Origin of the sequence: Arthrobacter sp. NPDC058288 (assembly GCF_042880995.1) — a bacterium.
Lineage (GTDB): Bacteria > Actinomycetota > Actinomycetes > Actinomycetales > Micrococcaceae > Arthrobacter.
In genome coordinates, this window is sequence record NZ_JBHVYH010000002.1 from 460,477 (window position 1) to 477,044 (window position 16,568).

14 protein-coding genes and 1 pseudogene are annotated in these 16,568 nt (G+C 67.5%); 7 read left to right on the forward strand and 8 right to left on the reverse strand.

Annotated elements, in window-relative coordinates; all coding sequences use genetic code 11:
• Positions 1 to 22 precede the first annotated feature (22 nt).
• Positions 23 to 1,132 carry a S1C family serine protease gene (locus ACFVWT_RS10925; RefSeq protein ID WP_390247820.1) on the reverse strand — a complete coding sequence of 370 codons (1,110 nt, stop codon included), beginning with the start codon at positions 1,130 to 1,132 and terminating at the stop codon, positions 23 to 25.
• 181 nt (positions 1,133 to 1,313) lie between these two features.
• Here ACFVWT_RS10925 and ACFVWT_RS10930 point away from each other — a divergent pair, with 181 nt between their 5' ends.
• The gene (locus tag ACFVWT_RS10930; RefSeq protein WP_390247821.1) at positions 1,314 to 2,861 is read left to right on the forward strand and encodes an alpha-N-arabinofuranosidase; all 1,548 of its coding nucleotides are present in this window, start codon (positions 1,314 to 1,316) and stop codon (positions 2,859 to 2,861) included.
• Here ACFVWT_RS10930 and ACFVWT_RS10935 read toward each other — a convergent pair.
• On the reverse strand, positions 2,858 to 3,034 hold the full coding sequence (locus ACFVWT_RS10935) for a hypothetical protein (protein WP_390247822.1): 177 nt from the start codon (positions 3,032 to 3,034) through the stop codon (positions 2,858 to 2,860). The genes ACFVWT_RS10930 and ACFVWT_RS10935 overlap by 4 nt on opposite strands.
• A 138-nt stretch (positions 3,035 to 3,172) precedes the next feature.
• Between ACFVWT_RS10935 and ACFVWT_RS10940 the strand changes: the two genes are divergently transcribed.
• The 4 genes from ACFVWT_RS10940 (at position 3,173) to efeB (ending at position 7,801) form a co-directional block, all read left to right on the forward strand.
• The gene (locus ACFVWT_RS10940) at positions 3,173 to 4,177 is read left to right on the forward strand and encodes a LacI family DNA-binding transcriptional regulator (RefSeq protein ID WP_390247823.1); all 1,005 of its coding nucleotides are present in this window, start codon (positions 3,173 to 3,175) and stop codon (positions 4,175 to 4,177) included.
• Between the two features lie 134 nt (positions 4,178 to 4,311).
• Positions 4,312 to 5,166, forward strand: a complete 855-nt coding sequence (efeU, locus tag ACFVWT_RS10945) for an iron uptake transporter permease EfeU (protein WP_390247824.1) — start codon at positions 4,312 to 4,314, stop codon at positions 5,164 to 5,166.
• Between the two features lie 32 nt (positions 5,167 to 5,198).
• Complete coding sequence (efeO, locus tag ACFVWT_RS10950; protein ID WP_390247825.1) at positions 5,199 to 6,428, forward strand: iron uptake system protein EfeO; 1,230 nt, start codon at positions 5,199 to 5,201, stop codon at positions 6,426 to 6,428.
• Positions 6,425 to 7,801 (forward strand): iron uptake transporter deferrochelatase/peroxidase subunit, encoded by a 1,377-nt coding sequence (efeB, locus tag ACFVWT_RS10955; RefSeq protein ID WP_390247826.1) that lies wholly within the window; start codon positions 6,425 to 6,427, stop codon positions 7,799 to 7,801. The genes efeO and efeB overlap by 4 nt, the downstream gene beginning before the upstream one ends.
• Here the strand turns inward: efeB and ACFVWT_RS10960 are convergent.
• The 4 genes from ACFVWT_RS10960 to ACFVWT_RS10975 all read right to left on the reverse strand — a co-directional run bounded on the left by ACFVWT_RS10960 (position 7,794) and on the right by ACFVWT_RS10975 (position 12,674).
• On the reverse strand, positions 7,794 to 8,996 hold the full coding sequence (locus tag ACFVWT_RS10960) for a fumarylacetoacetate hydrolase family protein (protein ID WP_390247851.1): 1,203 nt from the start codon (positions 8,994 to 8,996) through the stop codon (positions 7,794 to 7,796). The genes efeB and ACFVWT_RS10960 overlap by 8 nt on opposite strands.
• Positions 8,993 to 10,465 carry an aldehyde dehydrogenase (NADP(+)) gene (locus ACFVWT_RS10965; RefSeq protein ID WP_390247827.1) on the reverse strand — a complete coding sequence of 491 codons (1,473 nt, stop codon included), beginning with the start codon at positions 10,463 to 10,465 and terminating at the stop codon, positions 8,993 to 8,995. The genes ACFVWT_RS10960 and ACFVWT_RS10965 overlap by 4 nt, the downstream gene beginning before the upstream one ends.
• Positions 10,462 to 11,808 (reverse strand): L-fuconate dehydratase, encoded by a 1,347-nt coding sequence (locus tag ACFVWT_RS10970; RefSeq protein ID WP_390247828.1) that lies wholly within the window; start codon positions 11,806 to 11,808, stop codon positions 10,462 to 10,464. Before ACFVWT_RS10970 ends, ACFVWT_RS10965 begins: the two co-directional genes overlap by 4 nt.
• 137 nt (positions 11,809 to 11,945) lie before the next feature.
• Positions 11,946 to 12,674, reverse strand: coding sequence for a GntR family transcriptional regulator (locus ACFVWT_RS10975; RefSeq protein WP_390247829.1), 729 nt, complete (start codon positions 12,672 to 12,674; stop codon positions 11,946 to 11,948).
• Positions 12,675 to 12,917: 243 nt separating this feature from the next.
• Between ACFVWT_RS10975 and ACFVWT_RS10980 the strand changes: the two genes are divergently transcribed.
• On the forward strand, positions 12,918 to 14,258 hold the full coding sequence (locus ACFVWT_RS10980; RefSeq protein WP_390247830.1) for an MFS transporter: 1,341 nt from the start codon (positions 12,918 to 12,920) through the stop codon (positions 14,256 to 14,258).
• Between the two features lie 149 nt (positions 14,259 to 14,407).
• On the opposite strand, the gene ACFVWT_RS10985 is transcribed toward ACFVWT_RS10980, so the two are convergent.
• Positions 14,408 to 15,370, reverse strand: a complete 963-nt coding sequence (locus tag ACFVWT_RS10985) for a 1-phosphofructokinase family hexose kinase (RefSeq protein WP_390247831.1) — start codon at positions 15,368 to 15,370, stop codon at positions 14,408 to 14,410.
• Between the two features lie 70 nt (positions 15,371 to 15,440).
• Here ACFVWT_RS10985 and ACFVWT_RS10990 point away from each other — a divergent pair, with 70 nt between their 5' ends.
• The gene (locus ACFVWT_RS10990) at positions 15,441 to 16,076 is read left to right on the forward strand and encodes a DedA family protein (protein ID WP_390247832.1); all 636 of its coding nucleotides are present in this window, start codon (positions 15,441 to 15,443) and stop codon (positions 16,074 to 16,076) included.
• Between the two features lie 58 nt (positions 16,077 to 16,134).
• Here ACFVWT_RS10990 and ACFVWT_RS10995 read toward each other — a convergent pair.
• A pseudogene (locus ACFVWT_RS10995) lies at positions 16,135 to 16,568 on the reverse strand (endonuclease); the annotation flags it as partial.

Genomic DNA, 16,568 nt, shown 5'->3' on the forward strand with positions numbered 1-16,568 from the left:
CCCTGCCCCTTCCGCTGCCCGTTCAGCCCTCCGAGGCGGGGCGGGCAGAGAGGGTGACTTTGGCTTCCTTGGATTCCCCGCCCCGCCGGTAACCGACGTTCACGGTCTGGTCCGGGTTCTTGCCGCGTAGTTCGGCGAGCAGGTCCTCGGGTGAAGCCAGTTCCTTGCCGTCCAGGGAGACGAGCACGTCCCCGGGCCGGATGCCTGCACGGTCCGCAGGTCCGCCGTTGACCACCGAGAGCACCAGGGCGCCGCGGGTATTTTCGAGTCCCAGTTGGTCTGCGATCTGCGAAGTGATCCCGCCCGGGCGGAGTCCGATGAACGCGTGGTCCGCGGTGCCGTCTTCGCGCAGCTGTTCGGCCACCCTTACGGCGGTAGCTGCCGGAATTGCGAATCCCAAAGCCACCGCCCCGGACTGCGGCGGAATATACGCTTCGCTGATGCCGATCACCTCGCTCCGGGAATTGACGACGGCGCCGCCGGAGTTCCCCGGGCTGATGGCTGCATCGGTCTGGATCAGGTCCACCAGCGACTGGCTGCTGGCGGCCGAGCCCGGGATCTCTCGGTGCAGGCCGGAGATGATCCCCGCCGTCGCCGTGTTTTCGAAACCCAGCGGCGAGCCGATCACGATTGCCAGTTCCCCCACCCGGGGCAGCTCGGACTGGAACTTCGCTGCGGGAAGCCCGGTACGCTTCGCCTCCACGAGGGCCAAGTCCGTAATGGCATCCGTGGCCTTGACGGTGCCGGCAACCCGCTGGCCGTCGGCAAAGGCGATCTCCACGTCGGTGTTGCCCCGCACCACATGCTCGTTGGTGAGGATCAGTCCCTCTGCCGCGAAGACTACGCCGCTGCCCAGTCCGCCCTTGGTGAGCACTGTGACGACGGATGGCTGGACGTTCTCCACGATGGACGGGATGTCCGCGGCATCCTGCTGGGTGCCCGGCCGGGTGGCAAGGGCTGTCCCGGAGGAGCTCGGAACGGTGGTTCCAGCAGTTGTGGAAGAGGCAGGGGCCGGGCGCTGGTCTGCCCCCGTGCATCCGGTAATGCCGGAGCCAAGGAGTGCCAGCACAGTCAGGGGCACGACCGCCCGGACGACCGCCCGGACGGCGGTCCCGGCCCTCGATGAGATCATCGGACTCCCTTTCCTTGGTCTGGCTTTCAGAGGCCTGCTCCCGCAGGTCCGGGCCCTTAAAAAGTAGCCCGCCGGTCCGTCAGGGCCATAGGTCCGGAAGTCCCCTCTTGACGTCCCGATGATGAACGCTAACAATTAACTTCTATAACGTTGTAGAACCTAAGAAAACGAGGATGTTTACGTGGACAGTACCGAGCACGCCGCAGGCAAGATAACTGCCAGGATCACCCTGGACCCGGCCTTCACCGTTGGCCCGGTCCGGCGCCGCACTTTCGGCGCCTTTGTGGAGCACCTTGGCCGCTGCGTCTACACCGGGATCTTCGAGCCGGGCCACCCGAAAGCCGACGACGACGGCTTCCGGGCCGACGTCCTGGAACTGACCCGCGAGCTGGGCGTGTCCACGGTGCGCTATCCGGGCGGCAACTTCGTCTCCGGCTACCGCTGGGAGGACGGCGTGGGCCCGGTGGAGCAGCGGCCGGCGCGGCTGGACCTGGCCTGGCACTCCACCGACCCCAACCATGTGGGCGTGGATGAGTTCGCCAAGTGGTCCGCCAAGGCCGGCGTCGAGCCGATGATGGCCGTGAACCTGGGCACCCGCGGGACCCAGGAAGCCCTGGACCTGCTCGAATACTGCAACATCGACGGCGGCACCGCCTTCTCCGACCAGCGCCGGGCCAACGGGGCCGAAAACGGCTACGGCATCAAAATGTGGTGCCTGGGCAACGAGATGGACGGCTTCTGGCAGATCGGCCACAAGAACGCCACCGAATACGGCCGGCTCGCCGCCGACACCGCCCGCGCCATGCGGATGGTGGAGCCCGACCTGGAGCTGGTGGCCTGTGGCAGCTCCGCTCCGAGCATGCCCACGTTCGGCGAGTGGGAGCGCGTGGTCCTCACCGAAACCTACGAGCTCGTGGATCTGATCTCGGCCCACCAGTATTTCGAGGACTTCGGCAACCTGCAGGAGCACCTGTCGTCGGGTCACCGGATGGAGGAGTTCATCAAGGACATCGTGGCGCACATCGACCATGTGAAGTCGGTCAAGAAGTCCAGCAAACAGGTCAACATCTCCTTCGACGAGTGGAACGTCTGGCACATGAGCCGCGACGAATCGAAATCGCCCACCGGCAAGGACTGGCCGGTGGCCCCCGTGCTGCTTGAGGACCGCTACACCGTGGCGGATGCCGTGGTTGTCGGTGACCTTCTCATCACCCTGCTCCGCAACACCGACCGCGTCCACTCCGCCAGCCTGGCGCAGCTGGTCAACGTCATCGCCCCGATCATGACCGAACCCGGCGGCCGCGCCTGGAAGCAGACCACCTTCCACCCGTTCGCCCTGACGTCGGAGCACGCCAAAGGCACGGTGCTGCAGCTCGCCGTCGAGTCCCCGCTGCTCAGTGGCGGCAAGACCGCGGATTTCGCAGCCCTGTCCGCCGTGGCCACCTTCGACGCCGACTCCGGGGAGGCGGTGGTGTTTGCCGTGAACCGCTCGGCCACGGACGCGCTCGCGCTGGACGCCGCCGTCGCCGGGCTCGGGAACGTCAAGGTTGTTGAAGCCGTCACCTACGCCAACAAGGACCCCTACTGGCAGGCGACGGCGGACGACTCCACCTCGGTGCTGCCCGGCGAAAACGTCAGTGTAAAGCTCGACGGCGGCCGGCTCACCGCCGAGCTCCCCGCCGTCTCCTGGAGCATGATCCGCCTGGCCGTCGGCGGGGCGGGCAGCTAGTCGTCCAACAGCGCCGGGGCAAGGTGAACGGGGGCGTCCAGGTCGCGTGTGCAGACCAGGGCGTCCCCTTCCACGTGCAGCCGCGCCGCGTGGATGCTGGTGTCCTGCCCCGCCTGGCCGCGGCACTCGTCCACCTCGTCCTTGAGCCAGAGCCGCGGACGGACGTTCGCCACCACCGCAAATCTGGCGGGGAGCGGGTCTGGACTGTGACCCGGGCCGATTCTATAACGTTGTATAGGGTGTGGACAGGGCAAAATCAACGCCGGTCTGCAACGATGTAGCTGAACGTGTTGCCGGGAGGGGAATCACCTGTGGCTGTGACCATGAATGACGTTGCGCGCGCAGCCGGCGTCTCGCTGAAGACCGTGTCCAATGTGCTCAACGACTACGAGTTCATCCGGCCGGCCACCAAGCAGAAAGTGCTGGATGCCATCGCGGAACTGGGCTACGAAGCCAACCTGACGGCGCGCAGCCTGCGCTCCGGGAAGACCCGCATGCTGGGGCTGGTGCTGTCCGACCTCTCCATCCCGTATTACGCGGAACTCGCGTCCCGGCTGATGACCGTGGCGGCCGGCCGCGGATACCGCGTCCTGGTGGAGCAGTCCGGCGCCGCCGCCGCGCACGAGCTGAGCGCGCTCCAGGGCCCGTTCCGCCAGCTCACGGACGGGCTGCTGTTCACCCCGCTGACCCTTGATGCCGGGACCATCGCCGAGCACCGGGGCGCCAAGCCGGTGGTCATGTTGGGAGAGCACATCGCGGATCCCCGGTTCGACCTGGTGACCATGAAGAACGCCGAAGCCGCGGCGGCAATCACCGGCCATCTCTTGGCGGGGGGCCGGCGCCGCATCGCCGTCCTGGGTGCTGCGGCAGGAGACACGACGGACAGTCCGGGCCTGCGCCTGAACGGCTACCGGCAGGCATTGGAAGCTGCGGGAGTGGAATTCGATCCCGCCCTGGTGGTGCAGTGCGACTGGCGCCGCGACGCCGGTGCCTCCGCCGTCGGCGGCCTGCTCAACAGCGGCATCCGGTTTGACGCTGTCTTTGGGCTGAATGACACAATGGCCCTGGGTGCCCTGCACGAGCTCCTGATCCGCGGAATCAACGTGCCGGACGACGTTGCGGTGGCCGGCTTCGACGACATCGACGAGGCCCGTTTCGCGTCGCCGTCCCTCACTACGGTGTCGCCCGGCATGGCGGAAATCGCCGAGCGGTCCGTCACGTTGCTGATCGACAGGATCGAAGGCGCGGAGCCGGCCGCCGAAGGCGTCCGGATCGAGGCCGGTTTCGAGCTGAAGGTCCGGGACTCGGCACCTTGAGCCCTGGGCTGCGCCGGGCCTGCGCGTAACCTAAGGCTAATTAGCGCACGTTTGAGTTGCTTAATTATCGACCTTGGGTGATCCTCGTATGAGGCAAGCCTAACCTTGGCTCCGATAATTGAGGCTCTACGTTCATGACAGCAAACTATTTGATCGGCCTGCGCGAAGGCCTTGAGGCGACACTCATCGTCGTGCTCCTGATGGCATATCTCCTCAAGACCGGGCGGCGGCACCTGCTGCCCAGGCTTTGGGCGGGCGTCGCCGTCGCCGTCGCCGTCTCCGCAGGGTTCGGTGCGCTGCTGACCTTCGGTCCGCGCGGGCTCACGTTCGAGGCGCAGGAAGCGATCGGCGGCAGTCTCTCCGTGGTGGCCGTTGCCCTGGTGACCTGGATGGTCTTCTGGATGGCCCGCACCGCCCGTACCCTCGGCACCGGGCTCCGCTCGCAGGTGGACAGGGCTGCGGATGGCGCCGGCTGGGGGCTGGCCATTGTCGCCGCGTTGGCCGTGGGCCGCGAAGGCCTTGAAACTGCGCTCTTCCTGTGGGCGGCTGCCCAGGCCACCGGAGAGTCGGCAACACCGCTCCTTGGTGCGCTGCTGGGGCTGGCCACAGCCGTCCTGCTCGGATTCCTGCTCCACCGCGGAGTCCTCAGGATCAACCTCGGAGCCTTCTTCACCTGGAGCGGCGCCGCGCTCGTTGTCATCGCCGGGGGTGTGCTGGCCTACGCCGTCCACGACTTCCAGGAGGCCGGGATCCTCCCCGGGCTCCACAGCCTGGCCTTCGACGTCTCCGCGGCCGTCCCGCCGTCGTCCTGGTACGGAACCGTACTGAAAGGCACCCTGAATTTCTCACCAGCCACCACATGGCTGGAAGCAGCGGCATGGCTGCTGTATGTCCCGGCCGTGCTGTTCTTTTACCTTCGTTCCAACCGCCGCGACCGCGCAGCATCGCAGCCGGATACAGCCGCCCGGGCTGCCGTCGCGGCCTCCTGACCCCCCACTCCCGCACCCAAAGGAACACCTCCATGCCCAGCCCCAGCCTGCCCGAAATTGACCGCTCAGCAGCCGCACGCACGCCCGGCCGCCGGCACAGCGCGGCCGCCCGCCTGGCAGCGGCAGCCGCCGTCGCAGTTCTGCCGCTGACACTGGCCGCCTGCACGGACAACGCAGCGCCGGCTTCCCCGGCCGGGGCGGCGGGTCCCATCCAGGTCACCAGCACCGGCGATGCCTGCAAGGTGTCCACGGCGTCCGCGAAAAGCGGCAACCTCACGTTTGCCGTCCAGAACGACGGCGAGCAGGTCACCGAGTTTTACCTGCTGGCGGAGGACGGACTGCGGATCCTGGGCGAGGTGGAGAACATCGGGCCGGGACTTTCCCGGAACCTGGTGGTCACCGTCCCTGCCGGGAAGTACACCACGGCGTGCAAGCCCGGCATGGTGGGTGACGGCCTCCGGGCCGGCTTCGAGGTGACCGATTCAGGCAGCAAGCCCGCGGTGGACAGCGACCTCAAGGCGCTCAGCGACCACGGCACGGCCCAGTACGTGGCCTACGTCAAGGACCAGACCGAACAGCTCCTGGCCGGTACCAAGAAGTTCGCCGCGGCCTACGCGGCCGGCGATACGGCCACCGCAAAGAATCTCTACGCCGCAACGCGCATGCACTGGGAACGCATCGAGCCGGTAGCCGAGTCCTTCGGCGACCTCGATCCCAAGCTGGACGCCCGCGAAGCGGATCTGGCGGAAGGCGAGGAATGGACGGGCTGGCACCGCGCCGAAAAGGACCTGTTCCCGCCGGCCGGTTTCCAGCCGCTGAGCGCAGCCGACCGCGAAAAGCTCGCGGCCCGGCTGGTGGCTGACACGGAAGAACTGGCCACGCGCACCCGGACCGTGGAGCTCACCGCGGACAAGCTGGGCAACGGGGCCAAGGAGCTGCTGGACGAAGTGGCCACCGGCAAGGTCACGGGTGAAGAGGAAATCTGGTCCCACACCGACCTGTGGGACTTCCAGGCCAACGTGGACGGCGCACGGATCGCTTTCGAAAACCTCAAGCCGGTGCTGGAACAGAAGAACCCGGAGCTTGCCAAGAGCCTCGACACCAAATTCGCCGCGTTGCAGGCGGAACTGAAGACCCATGCCAAGGGCGACGGCTTTGCCTACTACAACGAGCTGAGCCCCGAGCAGGTGCAGCGCCTCGCCGCCCTGGTGGATTCCCTGGGCGAACCGCTGTCCAACCTCACCGCGGCAGTCGTACTGTGAGCGGCTGCCCTTTCGGCGGCGGCCAGGGCGCAGTACAGGGGGACACGTCCCCGGGCGACCGCGCCCCCAACGGTGCCGCAGACACCAAAGCCGCAGCCGGGCAGGGGGTTTCACGGCGGGGCCTGCTCTCGTTCGCCGGCGTCGGGGGCGCCGGGGCACTTGCCGGCCTCGCCGCCGGGCTGTGGGGGCGTGACGCCGTTTTCGCGGCCGAGCCTGCCGTGGAACCGGCCGGCGACACTGTCCCGTTCCACGGGGAACGCCAGGCCGGAATTACGACGGCGGCGCAGGACCGCCTGCACATGGCCGCCTTCGATGTCATCACCGAGGACCGCGACGAGCTGATCCGGCTCCTCAAAGACTGGACCTCGGCCGCGGAGGCCATGACGCAAGGCCGCGAAACCGGTGAAACCGGCGCGGCCGGCGGCTCCTATGACGCCCCGCCGCAGGACACGGGCGAGGCCATGGGCCTCAGTGCCGGCAAGCTCACCGTGACCTTCGGCTTCGGTGCCAGCCTTTTCGAAAAGGACGGGAAGGCGCGGTTCGGGCTCGAAGGCCGGCGGCCTGACGCCCTCATCGACCTGCCGCATTTCCCGGGCGACGACCTGCAGGCGGGACGCAGCGGCGGAGACATCATTGTGCAGGCCTGTGCCGATGATCCCCAGGTTGCCGTCCACGCCATCCGCAACTTGGCCCGGCTGGGATTCGGAAAGGTCCGCGTCCGCTGGTCCCAGCTGGGCTTCGGACGCACGGCCTCAACATCCCGGGCGCAGCAGACGCCCCGCAACCTGTTCGGTTTCAAGGACGGCACTAACAACCTCAAGGTCGAAGACACCGAGCTCCTGCAGAACCACGTCTGGGCGGAGGGTGGCAGCCGTCCCGGCGAAGCCTGGATGGAGGGCGGAAGCTACCTGGTGGCCCGCCGCATCCGCATGCACATCGAGATCTGGGACCGGACGTCCCTGGGCGAGCAGGAGGCCCTGATCGGACGGACCAAGGCCGAGGGCGCCCCACTGTCCGGCGGCAAGGAATTCACCGCGCCGGACTTCAGCATCAAGGGCAAGGACGGCAAGCCCCTGATGGGCATGGATTCACACGTCCGGCTGGCCCACGCCGACCAGAACGGCGGCGTCCGGATGCTGCGCCGCGGGTACAACTACACCGACGGGTCCGACGGGCTGGGCCACCTGGACGCCGGCTTGTTCTTCATTGCCTTCGTCAAGGACCCGCGCACCCACTACATGCCCATGCAGATGGCGATGGCCAAGCAGGACACCCTGGCCGTGGAGTACCTCAAGCACACCGGCTCCGCCCTGGCCGCGGTGCCGCCGGGCACCGGGCCCGGCGGCTTCATCGGAGAGGGCCTCTTCAGCTGACTCCGGCGGCGCCTACAGCTGAAGCGGAGCGCTGCTGCGCGGCGAGGTAGGCGAACAGCTGACGCAGCCCGAAGCGCCACCGCGGCAGCTCTTCGGCGGCACCCACCGTGTTGACCAGGGCCCCCAGGTGGCGGCTGCGGATGGTGACCACGTCCCCGGTCTTGTGGGTGAAGCCCTGACCGGGGACGTCCCGGTCCTGCGTGGGCGCGAACAGTGTGCCGGTAAACAGTGCGAAACCGTCCGGGTACTGGTGGTGCCTGCCGAAGGTCGCGGCCACCAGCTCCTCGAACGGCCGGCTGATCCGGGCCACCGTGTTCCGGCCTTCCAGCCGGTACCCGTCCGTGCCCTCCACCCGGAGCAGGATCTCTTCCTGCCGCAGGGTCTCCAGCGTGAACCCGCCGTCGAACAGCCGGATCAGCGGCCCCAGGGCGCTGGAGGCGTTGTTGTCCTTGGCCTTGCCCAACAGCAGGGCACTCCGCCCTTCAACATCGCGGAGGTTCACATCGTTGCCGAGTGTCGCGCCAACAACCTTGCCTGTAGACGTGGCAATCAGCACGAGCTCCGGCTCGGGGTTGTTCCAGGAGGAGAACGATGGAATTCCGACGCCGGCACCCAGGCCCACGGAGGACAGCACGGGCGCTTTGGTGAAGACCTCGGGGTCGGGGCCGATACCCACCTCGAGGTACTGCGACCACAGTCCTTCGGCGATGAGCACCCGCTTGGCTTCGGCGGCCGCGGGGGAGCCCGGCCGCACGTCGCCGATGCTGCCACCGAGTGCCCTGCCCACGAGGTCCCGCATTTCGGTGGCCCGGCCGGCATCCCCGCCGCAGCGCTCCTCGATGACGCGCTCGATCATGCTGTCCACGAACGTCACCCCGCAGGCCTTGATGACCTGGAGGTCAACGGGCGCCAGCAGGTGCGGACGCGTTGTGTCCTGCGCCAGGGAGGCACTGACGACGTCCGCCGTCTTCCACCGCGCCTCAGTCATGGTTGCACGCACCTCCGCCGCGGGCTCCGGGCGTTCCAGCAGCTCCGACACCGTGCCGGCGAGATGCTGCAGGTCGAACACATCCCCGCCCCGCACCCCCACGACCCGCGGACCGGAGCTTTCCACATCCCAAAGACGGCCGATGAGGAGCGCGTCCTCCGCGTCCTCCGGAAGGACAGCTGCGACCTGCGCCGGGAGCGCCGTCACAGCCGGCCCTCCGGCCGTGCGGACGGCCGCTGCCAGGCGCCGTCGACCCTTTGCGGGACGCTCCACGGGTTCGCATCCTGCAGCGGCTCCGGCAGCCGCGCCTCCGGAAAGGACTGGAAGGCCACCGGCCGCAGGAACCGCCGGATGGCGGCCGTCCCCACGGAGGTGGTGCCCGACGTCGTGGCCGGGTACGGGCCGCCGTGGTGCTGGGCGTAACTGACGGTCACCCCCGTTGGCCAGCCGTTCCAGAGCAGGCGCCCGCTGATGTCCGCGAGCCTGCCGGCAAGCTCGGCGACGTCGTCCTCGGGTTCCGCCTGCAGGGTGGTGGTCAGCTGGCCTTCCAGGAGTCCGGCCAGGGCGGCGAGTTCGGAGTCGTCGCTGTACTCCACCACCAGGCTGGCCGGCCCGAACATCTCCTGGCGGAGGATGCCGGGGTCCCGGCGGACGGCATTGGCCGTGGTCAGCAGGACGGTGGGTGCCGGCGCCTTGGCGAAGTCGCCGTCCAGCAGCACCTGCACGCCCGCCGTGTCCCGCAGCCCGGCAACTGCCTGCCGGAACCCTTCGTGCAGCCGTTCACTGAGCAGCTGCGCCGGGGTGAAGTCCGCGAGGGCGTCCCGGAGGCCATCCCGCACCTCGTCAGTGTGCCCGGCGGGGATGAAGAGCACGCCCGGCTTGGTGCAGAACTGCCCCATGCCCAGCGTGAAGGAGCCGGCGTAGCCGGCCAGGATCTCCTCGCGGCGTGCGGACCAGGCGTTGCCGGTGACGAAAACGGCATTGATTCCGCCCAGTTCCCCGAAGAAGGGGATGGGTTCCGGCCGCGCGGCCGCACGGTCGAACAATGCCCGGCCGCCCGCCGTCGAACCCGTGAAACCGATGGCCTGCACCAGCGGGTGGTCAACCAGCGCCTCCGCGGCCTGGCGTCCGGTGACCAGGGAGAAGAGGCCCGACGGCGCCCCGGCGGACTCCAGCGCGGCCGTCACCGTTTCGGCGGTGCGCACCGCGAGTTCACGGTGGCCGTCGTGCGCCTTGTGGACGACGGCGCAGCCGGCCGCCAGGGCGGACGCGGAATCGCCGCCCATGACGCTGAAGGCGAAGGGGAAGTTGGACGCCCCGAACACCCCGACCACGCCGAGCGGGACGTTGTAGCGGCGGAGGTCGGGCCGCGGTCCCATGCCCCAGGCGGCGTCTTCGTGGTCGATCGTCGCGTCGAAGTGCTCGCCGCGGCGGATCTCGTCGGCGAAGAGCCTGAGCTGGAAGACAGTGCGCTTCAGCTCGCCCTGGAGCCGGGGTTCGGCGAGGTGGGTTTCGGTGACCGCGATCCCGACGAGGGCCGTGGCGTCGCCTTCCAGGCCGGCGGCTACCGCTTCAAGCCAGGACGCCCGTGTTCCGGGACCTGCCAGGCGGGCCTTTTCGAAGGCTGCGTGGGCGGCCTCGACGGATGCGTTCAGCTGGCCGGCGGTGGTGTTCATCGGCCGGCTCCGGCAGGTGCAAGGCTCGCGCCGGTAACGGCGGCACTGTTGCCCACTTCGAGCCACCCTGCGCCGGAGGGGAATTCCCAGCGCGTCCGGGAAGCGCTGAGCATTTCGGCGCCGGTGCCCGGGCGTTCCGGGGCGGCATAGCGTCCGCCAACGATCCGGACCGGTTCGGCGAAGTGTTCGTGGAGGTGGTCCACGTATTCGATCATGCGGCCGTCCTGGCTTCCCGTGATGGCGGCGTAGTCGAAGAAGGAGAAGTGCTGGACCAGCTCGCACAGGCCCACGCCGCCGGCATGCGGGCAGACCGGGACGCCGAACTTGGCGGCGAGCAGCAGGTTGGCGATGTTCTCGTTGACCCCGCCCACCCGGGTGGAGTCGAGCTGGAGAACGTCGATAGCCCCCGCCTGCAGCAGCTGCTTGAACACAATGCGGCTGGCTACGGCCTCGCCGGTGGCGACGCGGACCGGGGCTACTCCCTTCCGGATGTCCGCATGGCCCAGGATGTCGTCGGTGCTGGTGGGCTCTTCGATCCAGTACGGGTTGAACTCGGCCAGCTGGTTCACCCATTCAATCGCCTCGGACACTTCCCAGCGCTGGTTGGCGTCGATGGCGATGGGCAGGTTGCCCACGGCCTGCCGGGCGAGGGCCATGCGGCGGCGGTCGTCGTTGATGTCTCCGCCCACCTTGAGCTTGATCATGGAGAAGCCGTCAGCTGCCGCTTCCTTGCTGAGCCGGACCAGTTTCTCGTCGCTGTAGCCAAGCCACCCCGGTGAGGTGGTGTAGGCGGGGTAGCCGTCAGCTTTGAGGGAGGCGATCCGTGCTGCCTTGCCGTCCTGGCCTGCGCGGAGGATATCCAGTGCCTGCTGCGGGTTCAGGGCGTCGCGGATGTGGGTGAAGTCCACGACGTCCACGACCTCTTCCGGGGACATTTCGCTCAGGAGCAGCCAGAGGGGCTTGTTCTCGCGACGGGCGCGGATGTCCCAGAGGGCGCTGATCAGCGCGCCGGCCGCCATCTGGGTGACGCCCTTTTCCGGGCCAAGCCAGCGGAGCTGCGAGTCGTGGATGAGGCGCTTGGATGCGTTGCCGAGGTCGTAGATCAGTTCATTGATATCCCGCCCTTTGAGGAGGGCTGCGTAGGAGTTGATGGCCGCCGTCAGGATCTCGTTGCCGCGGCCGCAGCTGAACACAAACCCGTGGCCCTCATCGCCCGCATCGGTGCGGATGACGACGTAGGCGGCGGAGTAGTCGGGGTCAACGTTGACCGCGTCGGAACCATCGAGCTCCAGCGACGTGGGAAAGCGGACGTCCTGGGTGGTGATGGAAGTGATGGAAGGCATGGATCTCTTCTCTCGGATTGAACTGGAGGGTGTGCATGATTTCCTATATGAATTTTTACAATCATATAGGAAGTGTGATCCAGATCAAGTGCCAAGGGCAAAAAAGAGCCCCGGCCGGGTGGCCGGGGCTTGGGGAGCTAGTCCACGATGTGCCGCCTGGGCGGGCCGCCGTCCTCGAGCGGTGCGAGGTCTGCGTGGCCTTCGAAAGCCTGGGCGAAGCGGGCAAAGGAGTTCCGGATGTGTTCCGCCATGGCGGCTTCGGCCTGTTCGGGCCGGCAGGCCTTGATGGCCTCGCGGACCGCCGAATGTTCCGCGACGGTAATGGCACCGTCCACGTCGGCCGGGTAGAGGCGGAAGGTGTGCAGGTGGCAGTGCGTCTGTGCAAAAGCGTGGCGGACAACCGTGTTGCCCGCGGCGGCCAGGATCGTGTCGTGGAAGCGGGTGTCGTGGGCCACCAGCTCCTGCCGCAGGTCACCCGCGGACGTCATGGCGCCGCGGAATGCCGTAATTTCCTTTTCGAGCGCGGCCGAGGGATTGGCCAGCCGGTCAACGGCTGCCGAACGCGCCGCCCAGGGCTCCACCAGCAGGCGGAACTCAAAAAGGGAGCGCAGCTCGGCCAGGTCCAGCAGCGGCGTGGTGCTGTAGCCCCGGCCGGGGTTGTAGACCACGAGGTTGTCACCTTCGAGCCGCTGCAGCACTTCGCGCACCGGCGTCTGTGATACGCCCAGGTTCCGCGACACGGCGTCGATGTTGATCCGGGTTCCGGGTGCGATTTCGCCTTCGAGGATTGAGGCGCGCATGGACGAATACACGTCGCTGACGGCTGCTTTGCCGCGGGAGACATCGGAAGACTGACGTGGGGGCACGCGCTGACCTCTTAGTGCTGGTTGGGGTGTTGTTCGGGTGGGAGTCGCTGGGGGAATCATATTCCACCGGACCTTCAGTCGCCCCGGAGGGGACTGCTGCGGGCGATTTTCGAGGGGGGCTTGATCTGGATCACGTTTTCTATATGATTAACCAGATTCCTATATGATTTGGCATCGATATCTTCGGTGTCTTCCCCCGGTGCCACAGGCGCCCGAAGCCATGTTCACGTCGAAGGAGACCACATGACTGCGCTCGGAAGTAAAGTTGCCAGTACGTCTTCCCCCAAAAATCCCCGCATCATGACCCGGAAGCGCTGGGTCATTATCTGGCTCGCCTTCATCGGGCTGAGCATCAACTACCTGGACCGCTCCAGCCTCAGTGTGGCCTTGCCCTTTATGGGCAAGGACTTTGAACTGACCGCCACGCAGCAGGGCCTTATCTTTGCGGCCTTCTTCTGGGCCTACGACTTCTGCCAGCTGGCTGCCGGATGGTATGTGGACAAGGTCGGGCCGCGCAGGTCGTTCTCGCTGGCGGCGGTCTGGTGGTCCATCTTCACCATGGTGACCGCCGCGGCGACAAACTTCTGGTCCCTGTTCGCAGCCCGCTTCCTCCTGGGCGTCGGCGAAAGCCCTGCGCCCAGCACAGCAGCCAAGGTGGTGGCCACCTGGTTCCCGGTCCGTGAACGGGCCTTTGCCACCAGCATTTGGGACTCGGGTTCCCGGGTGGGGGCCGTGATCGCGCTGCCCATCGTTACCCTGATCGTGGCGCTGACTTCCTGGCATGCGGTGTTCATCATCATCGGCGTCGCCGGCCTGATCTGGGCCGCCGTCTGGTGGAAGGTCTACCGCAGCCCCCAGGAGCACCCCGGCGCCAACGCCGCCGAAGTGGCCTATATCGAAGAAGGCGGAGCCCGCGGCGAAGGCAGCGATGACGCCAACGCCGCCAAGCTGCCCTGGCGCTCACTCTTCAAGTACCGCACCATCCTCAGCATGATGTTCGGTTTCTTCTGCCTGAACAGCGCAATCTACTTCTTCATCACGTTCTTCCCGAGCTACCTCGTCAAGGAGCGCGGGTTCGACCTGCTCAAGCTGGGCTTCTTCGGCGCCATTCCGGGTATCTGCGCGGTGCTGTGCGGCTGGCTGGGCGGATATCTGGCCGACCGCGCCGTCCGTGCCGGCGCATCCGTCACCAAGGTGCGGAAGACCGCCATCGCCGGCGGGCTCGCAGGCGGCTCGGTGATCATGTTTGCCGCCCTCGTCCCGGAGGCCTGGATGGCCCTGGCGCTGCTCTCCGTCGCATACTCAAGCCTCACCGTCGCAGCGACCGGAATCTGGTCCCTGCCCGCGGACGTTGCCCCGAGCTCGAAGCACGTCGGATCCATCGGCGGACTGCAGAACTTCGCCTCCAACCTCGCCGGGATCTTCACTCCCATCCTGATCGGCGTGCTGGTGGACCAGACCGGTTCCTTCGTGGCACCGCTGGCGGTCATCGGAGCCGTCTCGCTTGTGGGCGCCGCCAACTATTTGTTCGTCATGGGCAAGATTGAACCCTTGAAGGTCAAAGAGCCCGCAGCGGTGGCGTAACCGCCGGCAGGTCAACCGCGTGGCGGCGGCAACCCGAGGGGTTGCCGCCGCCCTCCTGCATTCGGCCAGAGACCTTTCCCGATGCAGACCACCTACACGTGGACAGGTTCCGGCTGCGGTGCCAGGGCGCTCAGGACACCCGCGGCCGGTCAGGTCGCTGAGTTGGCGAGCTCGGCTTCCAGGCGTTCAACGTCCGCCCGGTGGCACAATTCGGTGGCAGGTGTCATGACCGTGGCACTTCCGGCGGCCACTGCGGCCCGGAAAGCGTCTTCAAGCGGGCGCCCTTGGGCGAGCCGGAGCACAAAAGCGCCGAGGAAACTGTCCCCGGCCCCCACCGTGCTGACCACCGTCACATCCGGCACAGTGAGCCGGATGAGGCCGGACTTCGACGCGAGCAAGGCACCGGACCCGCCGAGCGTCAGGGCGACGTGTTCCGCCGCCCCGTCAGCAACGAGGGCGGATGCGGCGTCCACCTGACTCTGCTCACTGTCCAAGGTGGCGCCGAAATGTGCCCCCAGTTCGCGCAGGCTCGGCTTGACCATGAACACTCCCGCGGCCAGCGCCTCGGTGAGTGCCGGGCCGGACGCGTCAACGACGCAGTGGGCACCGGACTGCCGAGCCACGCGGGCAACCCGCGCATAGAAATCGTCCGGGACTCCCGGCGGAAGGCTGCCGCTGGCCACCACGTAACCGCCCGCCGGCATGGAGGCGGCAACAAGGTCCAGGCATGACTGCCACTCCGGTTCCCTGAGTTCCGGGCCCTGCAGCACGAACCGGAACTGTTTGCCGGTGGATGTCTCATCAACGGTGAAGTCCTGACGGGTGCTCCCCTGGATGGGGACAGCCAGCGTCGGGATCCGCTCCGCTTCGATCAGCCGGCGGTAGGCTTCCCCCGTGGGCCCCCCTGCCGTGTACACCGCCAGGGTTTGTCCGCCCAGGCGCTGGATTACCCTCGCCACGTTGATGCCGCCGCCGCCCGGGTCGAGGCGGCTCGCGCCGCACCTGAGCTTATGGCCGCTGCTGACTTGTTCGGTTGAGGTGCTGATGTCCAAGGCCGGATTCACCGTCAGGGTGAGAATCGGCTTACTGCCCAACTGCTGCGAGGCGTCCATGGCCCCAGCATAGGAGACGCAGGGACCTGAAAGGCTGACGGCAGCCCGTCCTACTGCCACACTGTTGCTGATGCAGGCATTCTTCGACGGACTCCTCAACGCCAGCCCGGTACTGGTGGCCTGTGTTGTGTTCGCGCTCGTTTTCGCCGAGGATGCCCTCTTTATCGGGTTCGTCATCCCCGGCGAAACCGCCGCGGTGGTGGGAGGTGTGATCGCCGGCAAGGGCAGCGTCCCGCTCCCGGCGATGATTGCCGTAGTGGTCTCCGCCGCGATCCTTGGTGACACGGTGGGCTACGAAATCGGCAAGCACCTGGGCCCCCGGCTGATGTCACTAAGGATCTTTGACCGGAAGCGCCCCCAGTTGGAGAAGGCCCAGGATTTCCTGCAGCGGCGCGGCGGCCCGGCCATCTTCCTTGGGCGGTTTACCGCTTTCTTCCGCGCGGTCATGCCGGCACTGGCCGGGCTCAGCGGCATGCCCTACCGGCGCTTCGCGCTGTGGAACATCACCGGTGGCGTGCTGTGGGGCAGCCTGTTCGTGACCCTTGGATACCTTGCCGGGAACCTATACGACGAGGTGGCGCACACCGCCGGAAGTGCCGCCGCCATCGTCGTTGCCGCAGTGGCAGCCGGTGTGCTGGTCACGTGGCGGATCCGCCGGCACCGGCAGGCGACGGATACAGGCAGCAGCGCGCGTCCACAACGGTGATCCGAGGCTGTGACTACTCACCCGGGGCAACCGGTGGGCAGCAGAGGCAAGGGTGATCCTACGCCGCGGTGAAGAGGGCCCATTCAGGGAAGGGGTCCGCCGGTAATGGTGGCCCGGTCTCTCCGGGATCGACGGCATCGGTGGCTCGGTCTACCCCGGCGCGTGCGTCCGGCGAGTCGGGCGGTTCCCATTGCGGTTCCCATTGCGGTTCCCACTGCGGTTCCCACTCCGGTTCCCGTTCGGGTGCCCATTGCGGTTCCCACCCGGTGGCGTCGCCCGCGACCGCCGGGTAGTCGCTTCCGTGGTCGGGGTGGTCCGGCCAGTCGGGCGGTTCCCAGTCCTGTTGTTCGCCGGGGTAGGAGCGTCCCGCGGGTGAGATCCAGCCCGGTGCCCGGTAGCGGGTGGCGTTTACGGGTCTCCAGGCTGTGGTGTGTTTGAGCCGGTGGTGTTTCCGGCAGGGCTGGCCGAGGTTGCTGATGCCGGTGCCGCCAC